This window comes from Pseudomonas sp. S3_E10, from assembly GCF_054667615.1.
The window spans coordinates 2,107,587-2,132,568 of the sequence record NZ_CP162743.1 but is presented as its reverse complement, the minus strand read 5'-3'; the positions used below and the strand labels follow the sequence as shown (position 1 = coordinate 2,132,568).

Here is a 24,982-nt window from a genome sequence, read left to right as displayed (position 1 = left end):
GGAGTCTGGCAATGGCACTACGCGAAACATGTTTATGGGAACACCTCACCCCCAGCCGGCCGGACCGTGCCGCGCTTCGGGGCGAGGCCAAGGTGGACGTGTGCGTGATCGGCGCCGGCATCACCGGTTTATCGGCGGCCGTTCACTTGCTGGAACAGGGTAAAAGCGTCGCCGTGCTGGAGGCCCATCGCACCGGCCATGGCGGTTCGGGGCGCAACGTCGGGTTGGTAAACGCCGGCCTGTGGATCCCGCCGGACGACATCGAAGCCGGGTTCGGCGAAGCGGTGGGCAGCCAGCTCAACCGCATGTTGGGCGCGGCGCCGTCGCTGGTGTTCAGCCTGATCGACAAATACCACATCGATTGCCAATTGCGCCGTGAGGGCACGTTGCACATGGCGCACAACGCCCGTGGCGAGGCGGACCTGCGCAGTCGTGAAGAACAATGGAAGCGCCGTGGCGCGCCAGTGGAGTTGCTCACCGGCCAGGCCTGCGAGCAGGCCACCGGCACCCAAAAAATTGCCGCCGCCCTGTTGGACCGACGGGCGGGTACGTTGAACCCGATGGCCTATACCTCGGGGCTTGCAGAGGCGGCCGTGGGGCTTGGCGGGCAACTGTTCGACCATTCGCCGGTTACCCGGCTGGAACGCCAGGGGTCCCACTGGTCGGTGCAGACTGCCCAAGGGGCCGTGCAGGCGGCACAGGTGGTCATCGCCTCCAATGCCTACACCGAAGGCGAATGGACCGAGCTGCGGCGTAACTTTTTCCCCGGTTATTACTACCAGGTCGCGTCGGCCCCGCTCACCGACGACGCCGCCAAACAAATCCTTCCTGGTGGCCAGGGGTCGTGGGATACGCGCCAGGTCTTGAGCAGCATCCGCCGCGATGCCGAGGGTCGCCTGTTGCTCGGCAGCCTGGGTAACGGCAATCAGAAACCGGCCTGGTTCCTCAAAGCGTGGGCCGATCGGGTGCAGCAGCACTACTTCCCGTACCTCAAATCGGTGCAGTGGGAGTACACCTGGACTGGTTGCATTGCCTTCACGCCCGACCACTTGATGCGCCTGTTCGAACCGGCGCCGGGCCTTGTGGCCGTCACCGGCTATAACGGGCGGGGCGTGACCACCGGCAGCGTGGTCGGCAAGGCGTTTGCCGACTACCTGTGTCACCAGAATGCCCAGGCATTGCCGATTCCGTTCGCGCCGATGCAGCCGTTGGCCGGTGTGGGGTTGCGCAGTTGTCTGTATGAGGCGGGATTCTCGCTGTATCACGCCGGGCAATGCCTGCGGATCGTGATCTGAGCGGCGAACTGCCGCTCCATAGCCGGGTTTTATTAGGCGGCTACTCATCTGTATTGGTGCAAGTTGTAGCAATCACGCACTGTAAATGTGCAGTTCCGTTACGCACGTTGTAACAAGTGTAGGAAGAGTCGTTTATGCGTCCGGTTGCAGGTGCGACCCGTTAGGGTTGTACTTTTTATAGCGGTTGGTTGCACCTCTTTGGGCTAGAGGGTTGCACGTGCTGGCAAGCGGTGGCGAAACGCCTGTAATAACAATGACACCGTGTCTTTTTGAAGAATAAAAACGTAATGGCACGCTGCTTGCTCTGAGCTTTCAGTGAAAGGTTTGAACGCAAGTTGTCGTGCCAAAAATCAAAAATATCGGAGCACCACTCATGTCCCAGACGTTTTACAAGAAAGGTTTTCTGGCCCTCGCCGTTGCAGCGGCGCTGGGTGTTTCTACGTTTGTTCAAGCTGATGTGAAGATTGGCGTGGCGGGGCCCATGACGGGCGCCAACGCGTCGTTCGGTGAGCAGTACATGAAGGGTGCCCAGGCGGCGGCCGAAGTCATCAACAAGGCCGGCGGCATCAACGGTGAGAAAGTCGTGCTGGTGGCCGGCGACGACGCCTGCGAACCCAAGCAGGCCGTGGCCGTGGCCAACCGCCTGGCCGACCAGGACAAAGTGATCGGCGTGGTCGGGCACTTCTGCTCGTCCAACACCATCCCGGCCTCCGAGGTCTACGACGAGGCGGGCATCATCGCGATCACCCCCGGCTCCACCAACCCACAGGTGACCGAGCGTGGCCTGGGCGCCATGTTCCGCATGTGCGGGCGTGACGACCAGCAAGGCATCGTCGCCGGCGACTACATCGTCGACGTGCTCAAGGGTAAGAAAGTCGCGGTCATCAACGACAAGGACACCTACGGCAAAGGCCTGGCCGATGCCACCGCTGCGCAGTTGACCAAGCGCGGCGTCAAGCCGGTGCTCGAAGAAGGCCTGACCCGTGGCGAGAAAGACTTCAGCGCCCTGGTCACCAAGATCCGCTCCCTGGGCGCCGACGTGGTGTACTTCGGCGGGCTGCACCCGGAAGCCGGTCCACTGGTCCGCCAGATCCGTGAAGCCGGCCTCAAGGACGTCAAGTTCATGTCCGACGACGGTGTCGTGACGGACGAACTGGTGGCCACCGCCGGCGGCGCGCAGTACGTCGATGGCGTGTACATGACCTTCGGCGCTGACCCGCGCCTGCTGCCGGACAGCAAGGCCGTGGTCGAAGAGTTCCGCAAGGCCGGTTACGAGCCTGAAGGCTACACCCTGTACGCCTACGCCTCGCTGCAGGCCCTGGCCGCCGGTTTCAATGGCGCCAAGTCCAACAAGGGCGAAGACGCCGCCAAATGGCTCAAGGCTCACCCGGTCAAGACCGTGATGGGTGAGAAGACCTGGGACGCCAAAGGCGACCTGAAAGTGTCCGACTACGTGGTTTACCAGTGGGACAAGGACGGCAAATACCACCAGTTGGAAAAGCAGAAGTAAGCACAAACGCCACGGCCCCCCCTGTGGGAGGGGGCTTGCCCCCGATAGCGGTGCATCAGGTTCAAATCTATTGACTGGCATACCGCAATCGGGAGCAAGCCCCCTCCCACAAAAGGCCGTGTTGTTATCAAGATCTGTCTTTTCCTCCAGAAGCGCCGCACACCCACCGGTGTGCAGGTGCTCACCGCGTGAGATTGCGTTATGGATGGTATTTTCCTGCAGCAACTGGTCAACGGCCTGACCCTCGGGTCGGTCTATGGCCTGATCGCCATCGGCTACACAATGGTCTATGGCATCATTGGCATGATCAACTTCGCCCACGGCGAGGTTTATATGATTTCCGCTTACCTCGCGGCGATCAGTCTGGCACTGCTGGCTTACTTCGGCATCGAATCCTTCCCGCTGCTCATACTCGGCACCTTGATCTTCACCGTGGTCGTCACTGGCGTGTACGGTTGGGTCATTGAGCGTGTCGCCTACAAACCGCTGCGCAATTCCACCCGACTGGCACCGCTGATCAGCGCCATCGGGATCTCCCTGATCCTGCAGAACTACGCGCAGATCGCCCAGGGCGCCAAGCAACAAGGTATTCCTACCCTGCTGGCCGGGGCCTGGCGTGTCGATATCGGCAGTGGGTTCGTCCAGCTCACCTACACCAAAGTATTCATCCTGGTCGCCGCCTTCGCGGGCATGGCTTTGCTGACCTACATCATCAAGTACACCAAGCTCGGCCGCATGTGCCGCGCCACCCAGCAAGACCGCAAGATGGCCTCGATCCTGGGGATCAACACCGATCGCGTGATCTCCTATGTGTTCGTCATAGGGGCCGCCATGGCCGCGTTGGCCGGCGTGCTGATCACCCTCAACTACGGCACCTTCGACTTCTATGCCGGCTTCATCATCGGCATCAAGGCGTTTACCGCAGCGGTACTCGGCGGCATCGGCTCCCTGCCTGGGGCGATGTTGGGCGGGATCATCCTCGGTATCTCCGAGTCGTTGTTCTCGGGGTTGATCAACTCTGACTACAAAGACGTGTTCAGTTTCTCCCTGCTGGTGGTGATTCTGATTTTCCGTCCCCAGGGCCTGCTTGGTCGCCCACTCGTGGCGAAGGTGTAAACATGTCTGCTGCCAAACCTATCGATATCAAGAAAAGTGTCGTCGATACGATCCTCGCCGGTCTGATTTCGCTGATCGTGTTCGGCCCGATTGTCGGCGTGGTCCTCGACGGCTACAGCTTCAACCTGGAACCGGCTCGCGTGGGCCTGTTGGTCGCCATCGTGATGGCCGGCCGTTTTGCCATGAGCCTGTTCCTGCAAACCTCCAAGGGCGTGAAGATCCTGCAGGGCTTCGAGAGCAGTGGTTCGGGCGTGCATGTGCTGGCACCGGACTACAAATCGCGGCTGCGCTGGATTATCCCGGCATTGATCGTGATCGCCATCGTGTTCCCGATCTTCGCCAACAAGTACCTGCTCACCGTCGTCATCCTGGGCTTGATCTATGTACTGCTCGGCCTGGGCCTGAACATCGTGGTCGGCCTGGCCGGCCTGCTCGACCTGGGTTACGTGGCGTTCTACGCCATCGGCGCCTATGGCCTGGCGCTGGGTTACCAATACCTGGGCCTGGGCTTCTGGACGGTACTGCCACTGGCGGCCATCGCGGCGGCGCTGGCGGGGTGCATACTCGGGTTCCCGGTGTTGCGAATGCACGGTGACTACCTGGCCATCGTGACCCTGGGCTTCGGTGAAATCATCCGCCTGGTACTCAACAACTGGCTGTCGTTCACCGGCGGGCCGAATGGTATGCCGGTGCCTTCGCCGACCTTTCTGGGCCTGGAGTTCGGCAAGCGTGCCAAAGATGGCGGCATCCCGTTTCACGAGTTCTTCGGCATCGATTACAACCCCAACATCAAGTTCATGTTCATCTACATCGTGCTGTTCCTGGTGGTGCTGGCCGTGTTGTACATCAAGCACCGCCTGACCCGCATGCCGGTCGGCCGCGCCTGGGAAGCCCTGCGTGAAGATGAAATCGCCTGCCGCTCCATGGGCCTGAATCACGTACTGGTCAAGCTCTCTGCATTCACCATCGGCGCGTCCACCGCCGGTTTGGCCGGGGTGTTCTTTGCCAGCTACCAGGGCTTCGTCAACCCGTCGTCGTTCACCTTCTTCGAGTCGGCGCTGATCCTGGCCATCGTGGTGTTGGGCGGCATGGGCTCGACGGTCGGCGTGGTGATCGCGGCATTCGTGCTGACGGTAGCGCCGGAACTGCTGCGCAGCTTCTCCGAGTACCGCGTGCTGCTGTTTGGCGTGCTGATGGTGGTGATGATGATCTGGCGACCGCGCGGCCTGATCCGCATCAGCCGTACCGGTGTAACCCCACGTAAAGGAGTGGCGCCATGAACAAGGAAGTCGTCCTGTCCGTGGAACACCTGATGATGCACTTCGGTGGCATCAAGGCCCTGAGCGATGTGAGCCTCAAGGTCGAACGCAACTCGATCTTCGCTCTGATCGGCCCCAACGGCGCCGGCAAGACCACGGTATTCAACTGCCTCACCGGCTTCTACAAGGCCAGTGGCGGCAAGATCGAACTCAACGTGCGTGGCAAGCAGACCAACGTGATCCAACTGCTCGGCGAACGCTTCCAGGCCACGGACTTCGTCTCGCCGAAAAGCTTCCTCAGCCGCGTGTACTACAAGATGTTTGGCGGCACCCACTTGGTAAACCGCGCCGGCCTGGCGCGGACCTTCCAGAACATTCGCCTGTTCAAGGAAATGTCGGTGCTGGAAAACCTGCTGGTGGCCCAGCACATGTGGGTCAACCGCAACATGCTGGCCGGCATTCTCAACACCAAGGGCTATCGCAAGGCCGAAAGCGACGCGCTGGACTGCGCGTTCTACTGGCTCGAAGTGGTCGACCTGGTGGACTGCGCCAACCGCCTCGCCGGTGAGCTTTCCTACGGCCAGCAGCGCCGCCTGGAAATCGCCCGTGCCATGTGCACGCGGCCGCAAATCATCTGTCTGGACGAACCCGCAGCCGGCCTCAACCCCCAGGAAACCGAAGCCCTCAGCGCGATGATTCGCCTGCTGCGCGACGAACACGACCTTACGGTGGTGCTGATCGAACACGACATGGGCATGGTGATGAGTATTTCCGACCACATCGTGGTGCTGGACCACGGCAACGTGATCGCCGAAGGCGGGCCGGAAGCGATACGCAACGATCCGAAAGTGATTGCCGCCTACCTGGGCGCAGACGAAGAGGAAGTGGTATGAGCGCACCTATCCTCGAAATGAAGGACCTGGACGTGTTCTACGGACCGATCCAGGCCCTGAAAAAAGTTTCGCTGCACATCAACGAAGGTGAAACGGTCAGCCTGATCGGCTCCAACGGCGCGGGCAAATCCACGCTGCTGATGTCGATCTTCGGCCAGCCGCGGGCCGAGTCGGGGCAAATCCTCTACAACGGTGTCGACATTACCCACAAGTCATCCCACTACATCGCCTCCAATGGCATCGCGCAGTCGCCGGAAGGGCGGCGGGTGTTCCCCGACATGACCGTGGAGGAAAACCTGCTGATGGGCACCATCCCGATTGGCGACAAATACGCTCAGGAAGACATGCAGCGCATGTTCGAGCTGTTCCCGCGCCTCAAGGAACGGCGCAACCAGCGGGCCATGACCATGTCCGGTGGCGAGCAGCAGATGCTCGCCATCGCCCGCGCGCTGATGAGCCGGCCCAAGCTGTTGTTGCTGGACGAACCGAGCCTGGGGTTGGCGCCGATTGTGGTGAAGCAGATCTTCTCGACCCTGCGCGAGCTGGCGGCCACTGGGATGACCATCTTCCTGGTGGAACAAAACGCCAACCACGCGCTGCGTCTGTCGGACCGGGCGTATGTGATGGTCAACGGCGAGATCCGCCTGACGGGCACCGGTAAAGAATTGCTGGTGAACGAGGACGTGCGCAACGCCTACCTCGGCGGTCACTGATCTAAATAAAAACGCCGACCCCCTGTGGGAGGGGGCTTGCTCCCGATAGCGGTGTATCAGTCAGCACATCTGATACTGACCCACCGCTATCGGGAGCAAGTCGAATCGTCGCACCGCCCCTCCCACATTTGTTTTGCGGCGCTTAGGAAATTGTGGAAAACAAATCCGGCCACCTCCCAAAGCGCGACATATAGCCGCCGCAAATCCCTGTTTTGTCACCGTTTTGACTTGTCCCCATCCGCTGTGGAACCGGCTGTGGGTAACGTGGGAGTAGCTGGCTGAACGCCTTTAAAACCGTGGCTTACAGCGCGACGGTTGTTTTTTGATCAGTGACTTTTTCGCGACCGCCCAAGGGGTTTGTCAACCTGTTTAAAGACACAGGTATATGACCGGAATATGTCTCGTCAGCCTGTGGATAAGTCTGTGACTAAACTCTGGAAAGACGGCCGCAGAGGCCGGAATGTCTGGCCTGGAGCCATCGTTCGGATTTTTCCGCTTGCCGTGGCTCTACATACGCCTCGGCCGAGGTCAAGCAAAAAACTTTCTAAAATCGCCTGCAGGCCTTGTGGATAGAGGCTTGAGCTGTTTTGCACTTGCCCCCAAAGACTGTGGGCGCAGTTGTGGATAACCTGCGCGCATATGGCTGCAGGCCACGGTTTATAAGGCGTTGCTCTGAGTGGTTAAAAAACAACCTGCGGTGTGTGAAGGTAGGTGCATAGCGGTTGCCGCAACAGCGGGGTACGGGCATTCTGCTGGCTGATTTTTTCCCGATGCCCGCAAGGAGAACACCATGACCAACACGCTGTTTATCACTGGCGCCACCTCAGGTTTCGGCGAAGCCTGCGCCCGTCGGTTTGCCGAAGCCGGCTGGAAACTCGTGCTCACCGGCCGTCGCGCCGAGCGTTTGAATGCCCTGGTTGAAGAGCTTTCCAAGCAGACCGAAGTGCATGGCTTGGTCGTGGATGTGCGTGACCGCCAAGGCATGGAAGACGCCATCGCCAACCTGCCGCCGTCGTTCGCCACGTTGCGCGGCCTGATCAACAACGCCGGGTTGGCCGTGGGCACGGACCCGGCGCCCAAATGCAGCCTCGACGATTGGGAAACCATGGTCGACACCAACATCAAGGGCCTGCTGACCACCACCAGCCTGCTGCTGCCACGCTTGATCGCCCATGGCCGGGGCGCCGGGATCATCAACCTGGGCTCCATCGCCGGCAGCTACCCCTACCCGGGCAGCCACGTGTATGGCGGCTCCAAGGCGTTCGTTAAACAGTTCTCGCTGAACCTGCGTTGCGACCTGCAAGGCACCGGCGTGCGCGTGACCAACATCGAGCCCGGCCTGTGCGAGAGCGAGTTCTCCCTGGTGCGCTTCGGCGGTGATCAGGCGCGCTACGACGCCACCTACGCCGGCGCCGAGCCGATCCAGCCGCAAGACATTGCCGACACGATCTTCTGGGTCATGAACACGCCCGCGCACGTCAATATCAACCGTCTGGAACTGATGCCGGTGAGCCAGACCTGGGCTGGGTTTGCGATTGAGCGTGGCGCCAAGTAAGGCTTTGGATCGGGGCGTTGCCCCCGATGCGGCCCTAAAAATCAACAAAAATGCTGGATAAGCCCCTGATAGCACGTCGCCAGGTGATACGGCGTGGTCGACGGCATATCCCGTCGGCTCACGGCGCCGTTGGCATCCAGGCATTCGTGCCAGCCTTTGTCATGCAGGAAGTTGTGTTGCAGCGCCAGCAATTGGTGCTGTAACCGCGCTTCGCTGGCGGGGCGCAGGGTCAAGGCCCGCAGGTATTCGGCCTGGGCCCAGATGCGTTGGGTACCGTCGCGCACGCTGCCGTCGAGGGCGAGCATGCCGCTGACCGCACCGCTTAACGTATCCACACCTTTTTGCTCGGCGTAGGCAAATGCCCGCGTGAGCGAAGCATGCAGCGCAGTGCCGCGCAGCACATCCGACGACTCAAGCAAAAAGAACCATTCGAACTGGTGTCCCGGCTCGAACCAGTTATCCACCGCGCCCAGCGGTTTTTCCATCATCACGCCGTGCAGGCGGTCGATGAAGCGCTTTTGCAGGGCCGTGGCCAAGTCGAGCAACGCGTCCTGTGTGACGGCGTCTTCACGCACGCTCAGCGTGGCCAGGAAGCCTTCGGCAAGGTGCATCAGCGGGTTCTGCAAGGGCCCGGCGTTGAGGGAAGACCAGTTGCGTTCCAGCACCGCTTCGTACAGGCCGTCGCCGCTGGCGAAGCGTTCGGCGACCACGGCAAGCGCGGCATTGAGCACCGACTCCACCAACGGTTCACGCACCTTGGCCCAGTAGTGGGCACAGGCAAAGATGATGAAGGCGTGGGTATAGAGGTCTTTGCGTTTATCCAACGGCTGCCCGGCCGGGTCGATGCTGTAGAACCAGCCGCCGTGCTCCGCGTCGTGGAAGTGCCGTTGCAGCGAGCGGAACAACACTGCCGCGCGTGCTTCGGCGAAGGCCGCACCGGGTTCGCCAATCAGGCTGGCGAACAGGTACAACTGTCGGGCGCACGCCATGGCGCGATAGCGTTGGGGGGGCAAAGGCCGGTGATCGGCGTCCAGCGCCTCATAGGGCAACGCCAGCTCGGCGTTCCAGCCCGGGCCCTGCCAGAGGGGCACGATCAGGCTGTGGAAGTGCGTGAGCACGGTATTCAAGGCAGGCGGGGAAGCGATGGGCATTGGCTGGCGTCGTCACGGCAGGGGTGTTTGCCGCGCATGGTAGCAGGCTTGGGGTGGATGTTGGTTTTGAGACCGCTATCGGGAGCAAGCGCCCTCCCACATTCAGACGTGTGAACACAGTTCAAATGTGAGAGGGGGCTTGCCCCCGATGAGGCCCTCGACCGCGCCGCGAATCAGCCCGCCAGCAACCAAGCTCCCGTCACCGCCGAAGCCGCCCCAGCCACCCGCACCAGCGGCGCCGCAGCAGCCGGCAGCCAACGCACCAGCGCATAACCCGCCGCGTGCAATACCGCAGTCGCACCGACAAACCCTGCCGCATACGTCCAAGGGCTGGTCATGTCCGGCAACTCCAGGCCATGGGCCACACCGTGGAACAGCGCAAACAACGCCGTCGCGCCTACCGCCATGAACAACGGCGGGCGCACCGCCAGCGCCACGGCGAGGCCCAGCGCCAGGACCGACGCGGCAATCCCGCTTTCCAGTGCCGGCAACGCCAGACCCTCAAAGCCCAATACGCCGCCGATCAGCAGGGTGCCGACAAAGGTGCACGGTAGCGCCCAGCGGGCGGCGCCTTTTTGCTGCGCGGCCCACAGGCCGACCGCAACCATGGCCAGCAGATGGTCGATGCCGCCCAGGGGGTGGCTGATACCGGCGAGCAGCCCGTTGTCGCCGTGGCCCGGATGAGCGAAGGCCAGGGCCGGGGCGAGCAGCAAGGCGGCGGCTGCGAAGAGTTTTTTGAGGCTCATGAGCAGATTCCTTATGGGTTGATTTATGCGGCGGTCAGCAAGCCCTGGCGTTCGATAAAGGCGACGATGTCATCCAGGCCGACACCGGTTTTCTGATTGCTGAAGACAAAGGGTTTGCCGTTGCGCATGCGTTGGGTATCGCTGTTCATCAACTCCAGCGAGGCACCGACCAGCGGCGCGAGGTCGATCTTGTTGATCACCAGCAGGTCGGATTTGCAGATGCCCGGGCCGCCTTTGCGCGGCAGTTTGTCGCCGGCAGACACATCGATCACGTAGATGGTCAGGTCCGACAGCTCGGGGCTGAAGGTCGCCGACAAGTTATCCCCACCGGACTCCACCAGGATCAGGTCCAGGCCCGGAAAGCGGCGGTTGAGTTGGTCCACCGCTTCCAGATTGATCGAGGCGTCCTCACGAATCGCCGTGTGCGGGCAGCCGCCGGTTTCCACGCCGATGATGCGCTCGGGCGCCAGGGCCTCGTTGCGGACCAGGAAGTCGGCGTCTTCGCGGGTGTAGATATCGTTGGTCACCACCGCCAGGTTGTAGCGGTCGCGCAGCGCCAGGCACAGGGCCAGGGTCAGGGCGGTCTTGCCGGAGCCCACCGGGCCGCCGATGCCGACGCGCAGGGGTTGTGTGTTCATGTGCTTCTCCAAAATCAAGAACTCCTAGGAACGGAACAGGCGGCTGTACTGGCGCTCGTGGGCCATGCATGCCAATGACAGGCCGAAAGCGGCACTGCCGAACGAGTGGGGGGCGATGTGGCCGGCATCCTGCTGGGCTTGTTGCAGCAGCGGCAGCAGTTCGCTGGTCAGGCGCTGGGCGGCCTGCTGGCCCAGGGGCAGGGTTTTCATCAGCACGGCCAATTGGTTTTCCAGCCAGCTCCACAGCCAGGCCGCCAGGGCGTCGTCGGGGCTGATGCTCCAGGCGCGAGCCGCCAGGGCCCAGCCCAACGCCAGATGGGGCTCGCTGTGTTGCTCAAGCAAGGCGCGAGCGGCGCCGTCCAGCTCCGGCAAGCCATTGAGCAACTGTTGCAGCGAATAACCCATCTGCCGGCTCTCTTGGTACAGCTCGCGGGTTTCACGACTGGCTTGGTGTTCTTCGCACAATTGCGCCAGCCTCGGCCAATCCTGCTCGGCGGCGGCGCGGCAATGGGCGAGCAACAGCGGCGCTTCGAAGCGCGCCAGGTTGAGCAGCAATTGGTCGCTGATCCAGCGTCGGGCGCTGCTCGCATCCTTGACGCGGCCATTCTCCACGGCCATTTCCAGGCCCTGGGAATAGCTGTAGCCGCCAATCGGCAATTGCGGACTGGCCAGGCGCAGCAGCGCCCAGGCTGGGTTCATAAACGTACGCCGAACTGGTGCAGCTTGGGCGGGTAGTTGAAATCTTCATCGCCGTGGCGTGAATGATGATGGCCGCCGCCATACGCACCGTGTTCCGGCTGGAACGGCGCCTCAAGGGTTTCGGTATGGGCGCCCAATTGTTCAAGCATGGCCTTGAGCACGTAGTCATCGAGCAGGCGCAGCCAGCCATCCCCGACTTGCAACGCCACGTGGCGGTTGCCCAGGTGATAGGCAGCGCGGGTCAGTTCGAAGGCGCTGGCGCAGGTGACATGCAGCAGTTGTTCAGGCCGGGCGCACACGCGTACGACACGTCCGTCTTCGGCCTGTAGGAATTCGCCATCGTGAAGCGGCGGCTGGCCACGCTCCAGAAACAGGCCGACGTCTTCACCGTCGGCACTGAAACAGCGCAGGCGGCTTTTGCTGCGGGCTTCGAAATTCAGCAGCAGCTCAGCGGCCCAGAGGGCTTGGGGGGCGATTCGGCGGTGGATCACCAGCATCAGGAAGCTTCCAGCTATGAGCGATGAAACAGCTAGAGCAAGGGGCTTGCCAACCCCGGTCAAGAGTAGGAATTACCTGTAGGCGGGCAGGGCAATGCCACTAAACAGGGCGTTGAAAGAGTCGGCGCGTGCTCCAAAGTGGTGCGCGCTACCGCCATGCGCACTCGCTCTGAGCAATCTCGGATTTGTCCTACGGGATCTGGGGATTCTACGTTCATCACATTACCTGCGAAATCATTAGGCTTTGCGCCGTGTTTAATTCGCCGCGACGTTCATCATGTTCAAGCTATTACTTTTTGTGGTCATTCTCGGTCTGTCCGTGGGCATGTCCTCGGCTTCGGCCAATCTGCAGCCACGCCCCGCCTTTGCCGCGCCCGAGCAAGGCGCGGCGATCGACGATGTGATCGACCGCGCTCACCAGTTGGTGGGCACCCGCTACAAATTGGGAGGCACCTCGGTACAGCAGGGTTTCGATTGCAGCAGTTTTCTGGTCTACCTGTTCAAGACCCAAGCCAATATCCAATTACCCCGCACCACCACGGCGATGCACCGCTCAACGGCCACCACCATTCAGCGCAGTGCGCTCAAGCCCGGCGATGCGGTGTTCTTCAAGGGTAATGGGCGCGGTCCGGTCAGCCACGTGGGGCTTTATATAGGCGAGGGCAAGTTCATTCATTCGCCACGTACCGGCAAGACGGTGCGCATTGATTCGCTCAGCAACCGCTACTGGAACAAGTACTACACCAGCGCGAAGCGATTCCATCAGGCCGGCTGATCGGTTTACTCGGTGCTGCCCAGGCCTTGCCAGTGCTTGAGGCCGATAAAGATAAAACGCAGTTGTTGGGTGATTTTCGCCTGGGGCGTGAGGTGCGCGGGCAACGCCTGGGCCGGTGGGTCGATGATGTCGGGGAGGGTGGCGAACACGCTTTTGACGATCAGGTCCGCCATCACGTGCAGGCCATCGGCATCCAGGTGTTGCAACTTGGGCATCCGCGTCAAGTCGGCCGCCAGGTCGCGGGTGATGTCCTCGCGCAACGCACCGATGGCCTGGCGCACGGCCAGGCAGCCGCCGTATTGCTCGCGGGCCAGGAACAGGAATTGCGAACGGTTGGCCGAGACCACATCGAGAAAAATCCGCACGGAGGCATCGATAATGCCGCCCATCACGAATTCGTTGTGGCGCACCAGGCGGATGGTGGCGCGAAAGGTCTGGCCGACTTCACTGACCAACACAAGCCCAAGCTGGTCCATATCGGCAAAGTGGCGATAGAACCCGGTGGGCACGATGCCGGCCGTCTTGGCCACTTCGCGCAGGCTCAGGCTGCCGAACCCACGGCCACACTCCATGAGATGGCGGGCAGCGTCCATCAGGGCGAGGCGGGTCTGTTGCTTCTGTTCGGCGCGGGGCAGCATGGTGGGTGAGCTTTGTCGGTAAGTACAGCGACGCACTCTAGCAAAACAGCTTCGTTGGCGTCGAACTTGACGCAGGCAGGCGTGATGCAGGTTACAAAAAGTCAAAAGCCCGATCGACTGATCGGGCTTTTTTCTGGGCCACCACCGGGTTAGCTCTGTGCTTGATGCAGGTCTTGCAGGCGGTCGGCACCACCTTCGGCGATACCTTGGGTGTAGGCACGGTCGTTGGCTTGTTCAGCGCCGCCTTCGGCGACAGCGTTGCGTTCTTGCAGGCGATCAGCGCCACCTTCAACCAGACCTTTCTCTTCCAGGCGGTTGCGGCCGTTTTCGGTCAGGCCTTCGGTGTAAGCGCGTTTGTTGGCGTTGTCCGAACCGTTTTCAGCGACAGCGCCTTTAGCGTAGTCACGGTTCTCGTCTTCTTGGGAGCCGCTGCGAGCCAGGGTCTGGTTGAAGTGCGCGGCGTCGGCGTTGACTTGTGGAGTGACCTGTTCGGCGGCCGGCAGGGCAAAGGCACTGGAAGCCAGGATGGACAACAGGACGGTAGCGAGTACTTGGCGTTTCATGATGGGTTGCTCCTTGGGAGGGCGATAAAGTGGGTACGGGGCTAATGCTACTCTCGATAAGTCGATATAAAAGTTCATAAACACAATGGTAATAATCAACAGAATTGATTGTTCTCGGCGAGGGCTCTAGGACGCGGCTCTCAAGCACGCGGTTTTGCACCGGGGTGGGTATTTTCGACACAACGCTGGGTAACAATGGTGCGCCGTTGATGCGCGAATTTGTCCGGTTGATCAGAAAAATGCGTGTTTTCAGTTAAATTCGCCGCTGCGTTAAACCCCCTGGCGGTTTGCCAGTCGTAGCTTTATAAAGCTGTCCCAATGGCTGTGACCCAGCCAGTCGTATTCAGGAGTCCTGTGCAATGACGCGCACTCGTAAAATCGTCGCTTGGAGCTGCGCCAGCTTCGTTCTGTTAATCGCTGTGGTCGTGCTGGTTCTGATGTTCTTCGACTGGAACCGCATCAAACCGCCCCTCAATGCCAAAGTTTCCGAAGAGCTGCACCGCCCGTTCGCCATCAATGGCAACCTGGCCGTGGTGTGGCAGCGCGAGCCCGATGAAGGCGGCTGGCGTGCCTGGGTGCCGTGGCCCCACGTGATTGCCGAAGACCTGACCCTGGGCAACCCCGACTGGTCGAAAAAACCGCACATGGTCACGCTGAAAAAAGTCGAACTGCGCATCTCGCCCCTGGCCCTGCTGGTGCAGCGCGTGGTGATCCCGCGTATCGACCTCACCGAACCGAGTGCCGAACTGCAGCGCCTGGCCGATGGCCGCGCCAATTGGACCTTCACGTTCGACCCCAAGGACCCGAACGCCGAACCCTCCAACTGGGTGGTGGACATCGGCGCCATCGGTTTTGACAAGGGCCATGTGACCCTCGACGACCAAACCCTCAAGACCCAACTCGATGTGATCATCGACCCGCTGGGCAAACCCATCCCGTTCGGCGAAATCGTCGGCGATGCCGATGCCAAAAAAGCCCTGGAAAAAGGCGCCGCGCCCCAGGACTATGCCTTCGGCCTCAAGGTCAAAGGCCAATACCACGGCCAGAAACTCGATGGCGCCGGCAAGATCGGCGGCCTGCTGGCCCTGCAGGACGCGACCAAGCCGTTCCCCCTGCAAGCCCAAGTGAAGATCGCCGACACCAGCATCGCCCTGGCCGGCACGCTGACCGATCCGCTCAACCTCGGCGCCCTCGACCTGCGCCTGAAACTGGCGGGCGCCAGCCTGGGCAACCTGTACCCACTCACTGGCGTGACCCTGCCGGATTCCCCGGCGTATTCCACCGACGGCCACCTGATCGCCAAGCTGCACGAGGCCGGTGGCGCGTCATTTCGCTATGAAAACTTCAACGGCAAAATCGGCAACAGCGACATTCACGGCAACCTCGCCTACCTGGCCAGCCAGCCGCGGCCCAAGCTCAGCGGCGCCTTGGTGTCCAACCAACTGCTGATGACCGACCTTGCGCCTTTGATCGGCGCCGATTCCAACGCCAAGCAAAAAGCCCGTGGCGGTGAAAGCAAACAGCCCGCGACCAAAGTGCTGCCGGTAGAAGCGTTCCGCACCGAGCGCTGGCGCGACATGGATGCCGATGTGGAGTTCACCGGTAAACGCATCGTGCACAGCGCCGACTTGCCCTTCACGGACCTCTACACGCACCTGGTGCTCAACGATGGCGAACTGAGCCTGGAACCGCTGCGCTTCGGCGTGGCCGGCGGCAAGCTCGATGCGCAGATCCGCCTGAATGGCCGCCTCACGCCGATGGAGGGCCGCGCCAGGCTCACCGCGCGCAACTTCAAGCTCAAACAACTGTTCCCGACGTTCGAACCGATGAAGACCAGCTTCGGTGAACTCAACGGCGACGCTGATATAACCGGGCGCGGTAACTCGGTGGCGGCGCTGCTGGGCAGCGCCAACGGTGACCTGAAGATGCTGATCAACGATGGCGCCATCAGCCGTGGCCTGATGGAAATCGCCGGGCTCAACGTGGGTAACTACGTGGTTGGCCGCCTGTTCGGCGACAAGGAAGTGAAGATCAACTGCGCGGCGGCGGACTTCGGCATCAAGACCGGCCTGGCAACCACACGGCTGTTTGTGTTCGATACCGAGAACGCCATCATCTACATCGACGGCACCGCGAACATGGCCAGCGAGCAACTGGACCTGACCATCACCCCCGAATCCAAGGGCTTTCGCCTGTTTTCGCTACGCTCGCCGCTGTACGTGAACGGGCCGTTCATCAAGCCCAATGCCGGGGTCAAAGCCGTACCGTTGATGCTGCGTGGCGCCGGCATGGTAGCGCTGGGAGTGATCGCGGGGCCGGCGGCGGGGTTGCTGGCGCTGGTAGCACCGAGTGGGGATGTGCCGAACCAATGCGCGCCGTTGCTGCAACAGATGAAGGAAGGCAAGGCGCCGAAAACCGTGAAGGGCTGACTGACCAAACGCAGCTTTAAATGTGGAAGGGGGCTTGCTCCCGATAGCGGTGGGTCAGTGCCGGGTGTACTGACTGACCCACCGCTATCGGATGCAAGCCTCCTCCCGTACGGGTTTACAGGTCCTGCAGGATGTCCGCCATGTCATCGGCGTGCTCTTCTTCCTGGGCCAGGATGTCTTCGAAGATCCGGCGCGTGGTCGGGTCTTTATCACCGATGTACTGGATGATTTCGCGATAGCTGTCCACCGCGATGCGCTCGGCCACCAGGTCTTCGAAGACCATTTCCTTCAAGGTATTGCCCGCAACGTATTGAGCATGGGAGTTCTGGGACAGCAGGTCGGGGTTGAACTCCGGTTCGCCGCCCAACTGCACGATGCGCTCGGCCAGTTTGTCGGCGTGTTCGGCTTCCTGAGTCGCGTGTTCGAGGAATTCATTGGCGGCAACGCTGGCTTTCAGGCCGTTGGCCATGAAGTAGTGACGCTTGTAGCGCAACACGCACACCAGCTCGGTGGCCAGCGACTCGTTGAGCAGGCGGATGATTTCCTGGCGGTCGGCGTCGTAGCCTTCGGTCACGGCGCCGTTTTCGACGTTCTGGCGGGCGCGGCTGCGCAGGGTGGCAACGTCGGTCAAATGTGCTTCAGTCATCTCGATCTCCTGGGGCTAATCCGGTTGGGTGCCACGCTCTGGCGGCGTGATCACTGCAAGTTGTGAGTCCCAGGCAACGCAAAAAGTTTTATCGGATTTGTCTACAGGTGTCATGAGTACGTAGCCGCAGACGGCTACGCTGCACTGACTCCTCCTTGATCAGGGACGTTCGCTTCATGTCGCAGTCGTTAGCCACGCGTTATCCGCTGGTGCTGGTGCCCGGCATGCTCGGGTTTGTGCGCCTGGGGTTCTTCCCCTATTGGTATGGCATCGTCCCGGCACTGCGCGCCGGTGGAGCCCAGGTATTCCCGGTGCAGGTGGCGCCGCTGGACTCCAACGAAGTGCGTGGCGAGCAGTTGCTGGTGCACATCGCGCAGATCCGCCGCGACACCGGCTTGGATAAGGTCAACCTCATCGGCCATAGCCAAGGCTCACTGACCGCGCGTTATGCCGCAGCCAAGCGGCCGGAGTGGGTGGCGTCGGTGACGTCGGTGGCCGGCCCCAACCACGGTTCAGAGTTGGCCGACCATATCCATGCCCACTACCCCGTCGAGGGCGCCAAAGGCCGCCTCATGAGTGCGCTGTTTCATCTGGTTGCCTGGCTGATGGGCGTGCTGGAAACCGGCTATCGCGGGCCGCGCTTCAAGGCAGACTTGCACGCATCGCACCTGTCGCTGACCAGCGCGGGCGTAGCGCTGTTCAATCGCCAGTACCCCCAGGGGCTGCCCGACACGTGGGGCGGGCAGGGCGCGGAGCTGGTCAATGGCGTGCGCTATTACTCGTGGTCGGGCACGTTGCAGCCAGGCACCACTGACCGTGGCCGCAACCTGTTCGACGGTACTAACCGCAGCTGCCGCTTGTTTGCCCGCAGTTTTGTGCGCGAAAAAGGCCAGTGCGACGGCATGGTCGGGCGCTACAGCTCGCACTTGGGGCGGGTGATCGGTGACGACTATGCGCTGGACCATTTCGATATCGTCAACCAGTCCTTGGGGCTGGTGGGCAAGGGCGCCGAGCCGATCCGCCTGTTTGTGGAGCATGCGCAGCGGCTCAAGGCCGCCGGGGTGTAGCGAGTCGAACCGGAGTTGTCCAACGCTCCGACAAAATCACCCCGCCCAGCGTGAGCAAGCCACCTATCAAGTGGTACAGCGCCAATTGCTCCTTCAGCACCACGGCCGCGATCAACGCCGTAATCAACGGCAGCAAGTTGAAAAATAACGTGGTGCGGCTGGGGCCCAGGGTCTTGACCGAGTGCATCCAGGCCAGTGGCGCGAGCATCGATGCCAGCATGCAGGCGTACAGCACCAGCGGAACATTCGCCCAACCCAGGCCTGCCTTGGGCGAGAACACAAACAACGGCAACAGTACCGCCACCGCGACGAGTATCTGCAAGTACAGCAACACCAACGGCGGCAGACGCAGTTGCCATTTTTTCAGCAGGGTGCTGTAGACCGCATACGCCAGGGTCGCAACCAGCATCATGCCGTCGCCCAGGTTGACCCCATGTTGCAGCAGCGTCCCCAGGCTGCCGGCCGAGACCACCACGGCCACGCCGGCAAACGACAGCACGGCACCGGTGAGCGCGCCGAAGGTCAGGCGCTGGCCGAGGCTGATGATGGCCGCCGTCAGGGCCATCAACGGCATCAGCGACAGGATGATGCCCATGTTGGTGGCGCTGGTCAGCGCTGCGGCGTAATAGGCCAGGCTTTGGTACACGGCCATGCCCAGCACGCCGAGGATCACGATCTTGCCCAGGTTCGGGCGAATGCGGGCCCAGTGGGCGACTACCGGTTTGAGCATGAACGGTGTGAACAGCAGCGCCGCGAACAGCCAGCGGTAAAAACCGATCTCCGAGGGGAAGATCGAGCCGACGGCCAGTTTGTTGACCACGGTATTGCCGGCCCAGATGAAGATGGCCAGCAAGGGATACGCGTATTGCATGACATCGCCGTACAGAGGAATGAACGGGGATTATCCTCTCTTCGTGGGAATGTGTAACAGGATTTGGCTACACTCTGCGAAGGCTGCGCCCCTCGGCGCGGTAACCGGGAGAAAACTCCATGAAGATGTTGCGTGTTCCGTTGATGATGATAGGCCTGCTGCTCTGTTCCCAAGGCTTTGCCGCCACCGCGCAGCAAAACAAAATGACCACCTGCAATGCCGAAGCCACCACCAAGACGCTCAAAGGCGACGAGCGCAAGGCCTTCATGAAAACCTGCCTGTCGGCCCCGGCGGCCAATGACGCCAAGACCCTGACCCCGCAGCAGCAGAAAATGAAGGATTGCAATGCCTCGGCGAAAACCAAGGCGCTGACCGGCGATGCGCGCAAGACGTTCATGAGCACCTGCCTCAAAGGCTGACCCCCTATTTCGCCAACGCTGGAAAACAACTGTGGAAGGGGGCTTGCTCCCTCCCACACTTGATCGGCATTCGCGCCTTCAGCTCTCGCTTGATTTCTTGAACGCTGGCAGACTGCCCATCCTTTAACGCCGTTCGTTTTGAGGCTGTATGCCAACGTTTTCTCAGCGTCCTATGTTGTTGCTGGCCAGCTACATCATCATTTTTGGCGGGTTGCTGCTGGTCCTGCCGCTCAAACTACTGCCTAGCCTGCTGGCCGGCCTGTTGGTCTATGAACTGGTCAACATGCTCACCCCCCAACTGCAACGGCTGATCGAAGGCCGCCGCGCGCGCTGGCTGGCGGTGGCCTTGCTCGGCACCCTGATCGTCAGCGTACTGACGTTGATCTTTGCCGGCGCCATCAGCTTCCTGCTCCACGAAGCCGAAAACCCTGGGGCTTCCCTCGACAAATTCATGGGTGTGGTCGACCGCGCGCGCGGCCAATTGCCGCCGTTCCTCGATGCCTACCTGCCCGCCAGCGCCGCCGAATTCCGCGTGGCCATCGGCGAATGGCTGAGCAAGCACCTGAGTGAACTGCAACTGGTTGGTAAAGACGCGGCGCACATGTTCGTCACCCTGCTGATCGGCATGGTGCTCGGCGCGATCATCGCCTTGCAACGCATCCCCGACCTGACCAAACGCAAGCCCCTGGCCGCCGCGCTGTTCGACCGCCTGCACCTGCTGGTCCAGGCGTTTCGCAACATTGTGTTCGCGCAAATCAAGATCGCCGCGCTCAACACCGCGTTCACGGCGGTGTTCCTCGCCGTGGTACTGCCGCTGTGCGGCATCCACCTGCCGCTGACCAAAACCCTGATCGTGCTGACCTTCCTGCTCGGCCTGCTGCCGGTGATCGGCAACCTGATGTCCAACACCCTCATCACCATCGTCGCGCTGTCGCTGTCGATCTGGGTGGCGGTGGCGGCGTTGGGGTATCTGATCGTGATCCACAAGGTCGAGTACTTCCTCAACGCGCGCATTGTCGGCGGGCAGATCAGTGCCAAGTCGTGGGAATTGTTGTTGGCGATGCTGGTGTTTGAAGCGGCATTCGGCCTGCCGGGGGTGGTGGCGGGGCCGATTTATTACGCGTATCTGAAGAGTGAGCTGAAGCTCGGCGGTATGGTTTAAGCCTTGTGCTGCCTGGGCGCGCCTCATCGGGGGCAAGCCCCCTCCCACCTTTGAATGTGTTCACAAATCAAAATGTGGGAGGGTGCTTGCCCCCGATGGCGTCACACAGGTGAAACTCAGTTCCCGTAGCGCTTGCTCGCCTCAATCGCCAGGCCGCTGCCAATACTGCCAAAAATATTGCCTTCCACATGCCGCGCATTCGGCAGCATCGCCGCGATGCTGTGACGCAGCGCCGGGATGCCGCTGGAGCCGCCGGTAAAGAACACCGTGTCCACCTGCGCCACGCTCACCGAAGCATCGTTGAGCAATTGCGTCACGCTGGCGCGCACGCGTTCGAGCAAGGCGTCGATGGACGATTCGAACAGCGCCCGGCTCAGGTCGACGCTCAGGCCCGCTTCGATACGGTCCAGCGGCACGTGGCGGCGTTCTTCGTGGGTCAACTGGATCTTGGTTTCTTCAACCTCCATCGCCAACCAGTGCCCGGCGCGCTGTTCGATCAGCTTGAACAGGCGGTCGATGCCGCCGGTGTCTTCGATGTCGTAGCGCATGCTGCCCAGGGCCAACTGGGACTTTTGCGAGTACACCGAGTTGATCGTGTGCCACGTGGCCAGGTTCATGTGGTGGCTGGTGGGCATGTAGGCACCGCTTTTCATGCGGCTGCCGTAACCGAACAGCGGCATCATGCCGGCCAGCGAGAGCTGTTTGTCGAAGTCGGTACCGCCGATGTGTACGCCGCCGGTGGCGAGGATGTCGCTCTGGCGGTTGTCGTTGTGACGACGCTCCGGCGACAGGCGCACCAGCGAGAAGTCGGAGGTACCGCCGCCGATATCGACGATCAGCACCAGCTCTTCTTTTTCGATGGTGGACTCGTAGTCGAACGCCGCTGCGATCGGCTCGTACTGGAACGAGATGTCCTTGAAGCCGATCTTGCGCGCCACGTCGACCAGGGTGTTTTCCGCTTCCTGGTCGGCCATCGGGTCGTCATCGACGAAAAATACCGGGCGGCCCAGTACCACTTCTTCGAACTCTCGGCCGGCGTTGGCTTCGGCGCGGCTCTTGAGTTGGCCGATAAACAGCGCCAGCAGGTCGGTGAACGGCATCGCCGTGCCCAATAGGCTGGTGTCGTGTTTGATCAGCTTGGAGCCCAACAGGCTCTTGAGCGAGCGCATCAAGCGGCCTTCGTAGTTTTCCAGGTACTCGTGCAGTGCCAGGCGACCGTACACCGGGCGACGCTCCTCGAAGTTGAAGAACACCACCGACGGCAAGGTGATCTTGTCGTCCTCCAGCGCGATAAGCGTCTCCTGGCCGGGGCGGATCCAGCCGACGGTGGAGTTGGACGTGCCAAAGTCGATGCCGCAGGCACGGGCTGGGGATGGGTTTTTCATGTCTATCGGGTTCCGGTCGAAAAACGGCCGCGCAGTGTATGCCAGTCGAAGGCGGATGCGTAGGCCGACCATCCGTTAAATCGTGCTTGAAAGTGCGCGATTCGCCCCCACATGTGGTGCATACGGCACGTGCCGATTAACACTGCGACGCACCCCCAGGCCACATCACTCAACAGGTGCAAAACAACGCACGTTGTGCCCCGGGCTGTGCGATCTCGATTAAGGATGGTGAACCGCCGATGGATTTCAAAGACTACTACAAGATATTGGGTGTCGAGCCGAGCGCCGATGACAAGGAAATCAAGGCCGCCTATCGCAAGCTCGCGCGCAAATATCACCCGGATGTCAGCAAGGAAAAAGACGCCGAAGCCAAGTTCAAGGACGCGTCCGAAGCCTATGAGGCGCTTAAAAGCGCCGACAAACGCGCCGAGTACGACGAACTGCGCAAGTACGGCCAGCATGGCCAGCCGTTCCAGGGGCCACCGGGCTGGCAGAGCCGTGGCGGCTTTGGCGGCGGCCAGGACGCGGGCGATTTCTCGGACTTTTTCAGTTCGATCTTCGGCTCGCGCGGCGATGCCTTTGGTGGCGGCCAGCGCCGGCCCACCGGGCGTAAAGGCCAGGACGTGGAAATGCAGCTGTCGGTGTTCCTGGAGGAGACGCTGTCCACCGAGTCCAAGCAGGTCACCTTCCAGGTGCCGCAATACGACGCCTCGGGCCGGCACGTCAGCAACACCACCAAGAGCCTGAACGTGAAGATCCCCGCCGGCGTGACCGACGGTGAGCGCATCCGCCTCAAAGCGCAGGGCGCGCCGGGTATCGGTGGCGGGGCCAATGGCGATCTGTACCTGATCATCAAGTTCGCGCCGCACCCCAAGTTCGAAGTGGACGGTGAAAACCTGATCATCGACCTGCCATTGGCGCCGTGGGAATTGGCGTTGGGCACCGAAGTCACCGTGCCCACCCTCACCGGCAAGATCAACCTCAAGGTGCCGGCCGGCAGCCAGAACGGCCAGCGCATGCGTGCCAAGGGCCACGGTTTGCTGAACAAGGCCGGGCAGCGCGGCTACCTGTTTGTGCAACTCAAGGCGGTCATGCCCAAACAGGCCGACGACGAGACCATCGCGCTGTGGCAGGCACTGGCGAAAAAGGCCAACTTCAACCCGCGCGAAAACTTCTAAGCCCCGGTGGCGAGGGAGCACGCTCCCTCGCCACCGGGGTAAGTCAGAACAGGAAGTAACGCTGCGCCATCGGCAGTACGTCAGCCGGTTCACACCACAGCAACACCCCATCCGCCTTGACCTGATACGTCTGTGGGTCGACCTCGATATCCGGCAGGTAATCGTTGTGGATCAGGTCGCTTTTCTGCACGTCGCGACACCCCTTCACCACCGCGATCTGTTTCTTCAAACCCAAGGCTTCCGGCAAGCCGGCCTCCAGTGCGGCCTGGCTGATGAACGTCAGGCTGGTGGCGTGCAGCGAGCTGCCGAAGCTGGCGAACATCGGGCGGTAGTGCACCGGTTGCGGCGTTGGGATCGAGGCATTGGCGTCGCCCATCAGGCTTGAGGCAATCGCGCCGCCCTTGAGGATCAGGGTCGGCTTGATGCCGAAAAACGCCGGGCGCCACAGCACCAGGTCGGCCCACTTGCCCACCTCGATGGAGCCGACGATGTGGCTGATGCCGTGGGTGATCGCCGGGTTGATGGTGTATTTGGCGATGTAGCGCTTGGCGCGGAAGTTGTCGTTACCCGCGCCGTCGCCGGGCAAGGCGCCGCGTTGCTTTTTCATCTTGTCGGCGGTCTGCCAGGTACGCGTGATCACCTCGCCGACGCGGCCCATGGCCTGGCTGTCGGAGCTGATCATCGAGAACGCGCCGAGGTCATGCAGGATATCTTCGGCGGCGATGGTCTCGCGGCGGATGCGGCTTTCGGCGAAGGCCACGTCCTCGGCGATGCTTGGGTCCAGGTGATGGCAGACCATCAACATGTCCAAGTGCTCGTCGATGGTGTTGCGCGTAAACGGTCGCGTTGGGTTGGTTGAGCTGGGCAACACGTTGGGGAAGCCGCAGGCCTTGATGATGTCTGGCGCGTGGCCGCCGCCGGCGCCCTCGGTGTGATAGGTGTGGATGGTGCGCCCCTTGAGCGCGGCGAGGGTGGTTTCGACGAAGCCGGATTCGTTGAGCGTGTCGCTGTGGATCGCCACCTGCACGTCGTACCTGTCGGCGACGCTCAGGCAGTTGTCGATGCTGGCGGGCGTGGTGCCCCAGTCTTCATGCAGCTTCAAGCCGATGGCGCCGGCCTTGACCTGCTCGACCAACGGCTCCGGCAGGCTGGCGTTGCCCTTGCCGGTAAAGCCGATGTTCATCGGGAACGAATCGCTGGCCTGCAGCATGCGCGCCAGGTGCCAGGGGCCCGAGGTGCAGGTGGTGGCGTTGGTACCGGTAGCCGGCCCCGTGCCGCCGCCGATCATGGTGGTCACGCCGCTGGTCAGTGCTTCTTCAATCTGCTGCGGGCAGATGAAATGCACGTGGCTGTCGATGCCGCCGGCGGTGAGGATCATGCCTTCGCCGGCAATCACTTCGGTGCTGGCGCCGATAGCCATGGTCACGCCTGGCTGGATGTCCGGGTTACCGGCTTTGCCGATCGCGTGAATACGCCCGTTTTTCAAGCCGACGTCGGCCTTGACGATGCCCCAGTGGTCGATGATCAGCGCGTTGGTGATCAGGGTGTCGACCACTTCATGGGCAAGCAACTGGCTTTGGCCCTGGCCGTCGCGGATCACCTTGCCGCCACCGAATTTGACTTCTTCGCCGTAGACGGTGAAGTCCTGTTCCACTTCGACGAACAATTCGGTGTCGGCCAGGCGCACCTTGTCACCGACGGTGGGGCCGTACATGTCGGCGTAGGCTTGGCGGCTGATTTTCATAGGGTTGTCCTGAAAAATGTGTGTTGAATATGA

At 61.6% G+C, this 24,982-nt stretch carries 24 protein-coding genes; 13 read left to right on the top strand and 11 right to left on the bottom strand.

Annotation, left to right across the window (positions count from 1 at the left end; translation table 11 throughout):
- Nucleotides 1-11: 11 nt before the first annotated feature.
- The 7 genes from amaA to AB4N98_RS09635 all read left to right on the top strand — a co-directional run bounded on the left by amaA (nucleotide 12) and on the right by AB4N98_RS09635 (nucleotide 8,341).
- Complete coding sequence (amaA, locus tag AB4N98_RS09665) at nucleotides 12-1,295, top strand: L-pipecolate oxidase (protein WP_065879435.1); 1,284 nt, start codon at nucleotides 12-14, stop codon at nucleotides 1,293-1,295.
- A gap of 373 nt (nucleotides 1,296-1,668) precedes the next feature.
- Nucleotides 1,669-2,805 carry a branched-chain amino acid ABC transporter substrate-binding protein gene (locus tag AB4N98_RS09660; RefSeq protein WP_027607701.1) on the top strand — a complete coding sequence of 379 codons (1,137 nt, stop codon included), beginning with the start codon at nucleotides 1,669-1,671 and terminating at the stop codon, nucleotides 2,803-2,805.
- A gap of 201 nt (nucleotides 2,806-3,006) precedes the next feature.
- Complete coding sequence (locus AB4N98_RS09655) at nucleotides 3,007-3,921, top strand: ABC transporter permease subunit (RefSeq protein WP_003236186.1); 915 nt, start codon at nucleotides 3,007-3,009, stop codon at nucleotides 3,919-3,921.
- Nucleotides 3,922-3,923: 2 nt separating this feature from the next.
- Nucleotides 3,924-5,201 carry a high-affinity branched-chain amino acid ABC transporter permease LivM gene (gene livM, locus AB4N98_RS09650; protein WP_017526393.1) on the top strand — a complete coding sequence of 426 codons (1,278 nt, stop codon included), beginning with the start codon at nucleotides 3,924-3,926 and terminating at the stop codon, nucleotides 5,199-5,201.
- The gene (locus AB4N98_RS09645) at nucleotides 5,198-6,073 is read left to right on the top strand and encodes an ABC transporter ATP-binding protein (RefSeq protein ID WP_116079030.1); all 876 of its coding nucleotides are present in this window, start codon (nucleotides 5,198-5,200) and stop codon (nucleotides 6,071-6,073) included. The genes livM and AB4N98_RS09645 overlap by 4 nt, the downstream gene beginning before the upstream one ends.
- Nucleotides 6,070-6,786 (top strand): ABC transporter ATP-binding protein, encoded by a 717-nt coding sequence (locus AB4N98_RS09640; RefSeq protein WP_017526391.1) that lies wholly within the window; start codon nucleotides 6,070-6,072, stop codon nucleotides 6,784-6,786. The genes AB4N98_RS09645 and AB4N98_RS09640 overlap by 4 nt, the downstream gene beginning before the upstream one ends.
- A 790-nt stretch (nucleotides 6,787-7,576) precedes the next feature.
- The gene (locus AB4N98_RS09635) at nucleotides 7,577-8,341 is read left to right on the top strand and encodes an SDR family oxidoreductase (RefSeq protein WP_017526390.1); all 765 of its coding nucleotides are present in this window, start codon (nucleotides 7,577-7,579) and stop codon (nucleotides 8,339-8,341) included.
- 41 nt (nucleotides 8,342-8,382) lie between these two features.
- On the opposite strand, the gene AB4N98_RS09630 is transcribed toward AB4N98_RS09635, so the two are convergent.
- The 5 genes from AB4N98_RS09630 to ureE all read right to left on the bottom strand — a co-directional run bounded on the left by AB4N98_RS09630 (nucleotide 8,383) and on the right by ureE (nucleotide 12,072).
- Nucleotides 8,383-9,492 (bottom strand): AGE family epimerase/isomerase, encoded by a 1,110-nt coding sequence (locus tag AB4N98_RS09630; protein WP_017526389.1) that lies wholly within the window; start codon nucleotides 9,490-9,492, stop codon nucleotides 8,383-8,385.
- A gap of 173 nt (nucleotides 9,493-9,665) precedes the next feature.
- Nucleotides 9,666-10,238: a HupE/UreJ family protein gene (locus AB4N98_RS09625; protein WP_068936072.1), complete on the bottom strand. Its 573-nt coding sequence runs from the start codon at nucleotides 10,236-10,238 to the stop codon at nucleotides 9,666-9,668.
- A 23-nt stretch (nucleotides 10,239-10,261) separates the two neighbouring features.
- Nucleotides 10,262-10,876 (bottom strand): urease accessory protein UreG, encoded by a 615-nt coding sequence (gene ureG / locus AB4N98_RS09620; RefSeq protein ID WP_017526387.1) that lies wholly within the window; start codon nucleotides 10,874-10,876, stop codon nucleotides 10,262-10,264.
- A gap of 24 nt (nucleotides 10,877-10,900) precedes the next feature.
- Nucleotides 10,901-11,575: an urease accessory protein UreF gene (locus AB4N98_RS09615; RefSeq protein ID WP_017526386.1), complete on the bottom strand. Its 675-nt coding sequence runs from the start codon at nucleotides 11,573-11,575 to the stop codon at nucleotides 10,901-10,903.
- Entirely contained in the window at nucleotides 11,572-12,072 is a 501-nt protein-coding gene (gene ureE / locus AB4N98_RS09610; RefSeq protein ID WP_017526385.1) for an urease accessory protein UreE, read from the bottom strand. Before ureE ends, AB4N98_RS09615 begins: the two co-directional genes overlap by 4 nt.
- A 277-nt stretch (nucleotides 12,073-12,349) precedes the next feature.
- Between ureE and AB4N98_RS09605 the strand changes: the two genes are divergently transcribed.
- Nucleotides 12,350-12,847, top strand: coding sequence for a C40 family peptidase (locus AB4N98_RS09605; RefSeq protein ID WP_017526384.1), 498 nt, complete (start codon nucleotides 12,350-12,352; stop codon nucleotides 12,845-12,847).
- Between the two features lie 5 nt (nucleotides 12,848-12,852).
- Here the strand turns inward: AB4N98_RS09605 and AB4N98_RS09600 are convergent, their stop codons facing one another.
- Nucleotides 12,853-13,485: a TetR family transcriptional regulator gene (locus AB4N98_RS09600; RefSeq protein ID WP_068936070.1), complete on the bottom strand. Its 633-nt coding sequence runs from the start codon at nucleotides 13,483-13,485 to the stop codon at nucleotides 12,853-12,855.
- 149 nt (nucleotides 13,486-13,634) lie between these two features.
- Entirely contained in the window at nucleotides 13,635-14,048 is a 414-nt protein-coding gene (locus tag AB4N98_RS09595; RefSeq protein WP_460149391.1) for a hypothetical protein, read from the bottom strand.
- Nucleotides 14,049-14,407: 359 nt separating this feature from the next.
- Here AB4N98_RS09595 and AB4N98_RS09590 point away from each other — a divergent pair, with 359 nt between their 5' ends.
- Nucleotides 14,408-16,477, top strand: coding sequence for an AsmA family protein (locus AB4N98_RS09590; protein ID WP_017526381.1), 2,070 nt, complete (start codon nucleotides 14,408-14,410; stop codon nucleotides 16,475-16,477).
- Nucleotides 16,478-16,592: 115 nt separating this feature from the next.
- Here AB4N98_RS09590 and AB4N98_RS09585 read toward each other — a convergent pair whose 3' ends face one another.
- Nucleotides 16,593-17,123: a ferritin-like domain-containing protein gene (locus AB4N98_RS09585; protein ID WP_017526380.1), complete on the bottom strand. Its 531-nt coding sequence runs from the start codon at nucleotides 17,121-17,123 to the stop codon at nucleotides 16,593-16,595.
- A gap of 176 nt (nucleotides 17,124-17,299) precedes the next feature.
- Between AB4N98_RS09585 and AB4N98_RS09580 the strand changes: the two genes are divergently transcribed.
- Nucleotides 17,300-18,190 carry an esterase/lipase family protein gene (locus AB4N98_RS09580; RefSeq protein WP_017526379.1) on the top strand — a complete coding sequence of 297 codons (891 nt, stop codon included), beginning with the start codon at nucleotides 17,300-17,302 and terminating at the stop codon, nucleotides 18,188-18,190.
- Here the strand turns inward: AB4N98_RS09580 and AB4N98_RS09575 are convergent.
- Nucleotides 18,171-19,061, bottom strand: coding sequence for a DMT family transporter (locus tag AB4N98_RS09575; protein WP_065879431.1), 891 nt, complete (start codon nucleotides 19,059-19,061; stop codon nucleotides 18,171-18,173). The genes AB4N98_RS09580 and AB4N98_RS09575 overlap by 20 nt on opposite strands.
- A 119-nt stretch (nucleotides 19,062-19,180) precedes the next feature.
- Here AB4N98_RS09575 and AB4N98_RS09570 point away from each other — a divergent pair, with 119 nt between their 5' ends.
- Nucleotides 19,181-19,480 carry a PsiF family protein gene (locus tag AB4N98_RS09570; RefSeq protein WP_017526377.1) on the top strand — a complete coding sequence of 100 codons (300 nt, stop codon included), beginning with the start codon at nucleotides 19,181-19,183 and terminating at the stop codon, nucleotides 19,478-19,480.
- Nucleotides 19,481-19,628: 148 nt separating this feature from the next.
- Nucleotides 19,629-20,642: an AI-2E family transporter gene (locus AB4N98_RS09565; protein WP_017526376.1), complete on the top strand. Its 1,014-nt coding sequence runs from the start codon at nucleotides 19,629-19,631 to the stop codon at nucleotides 20,640-20,642.
- Nucleotides 20,643-20,758: 116 nt separating this feature from the next.
- Here AB4N98_RS09565 and AB4N98_RS09560 read toward each other — a convergent pair whose 3' ends face one another.
- Nucleotides 20,759-22,027 carry an Hsp70 family protein gene (locus AB4N98_RS09560; protein WP_017526375.1) on the bottom strand — a complete coding sequence of 423 codons (1,269 nt, stop codon included), beginning with the start codon at nucleotides 22,025-22,027 and terminating at the stop codon, nucleotides 20,759-20,761.
- Nucleotides 22,028-22,266: 239 nt separating this feature from the next.
- Here AB4N98_RS09560 and AB4N98_RS09555 point away from each other — a divergent pair, with 239 nt between their 5' ends.
- On the top strand, nucleotides 22,267-23,205 hold the full coding sequence (locus tag AB4N98_RS09555) for a DnaJ C-terminal domain-containing protein (RefSeq protein ID WP_017526374.1): 939 nt from the start codon (nucleotides 22,267-22,269) through the stop codon (nucleotides 23,203-23,205).
- Nucleotides 23,206-23,248: 43 nt separating this feature from the next.
- On the opposite strand, the gene ureC is transcribed toward AB4N98_RS09555, so the two are convergent.
- Entirely contained in the window at nucleotides 23,249-24,949 is a 1,701-nt protein-coding gene (gene ureC, locus AB4N98_RS09550) for an urease subunit alpha (protein WP_017526373.1), read from the bottom strand.
- Nucleotides 24,950-24,982 lie beyond the last annotated feature (33 nt).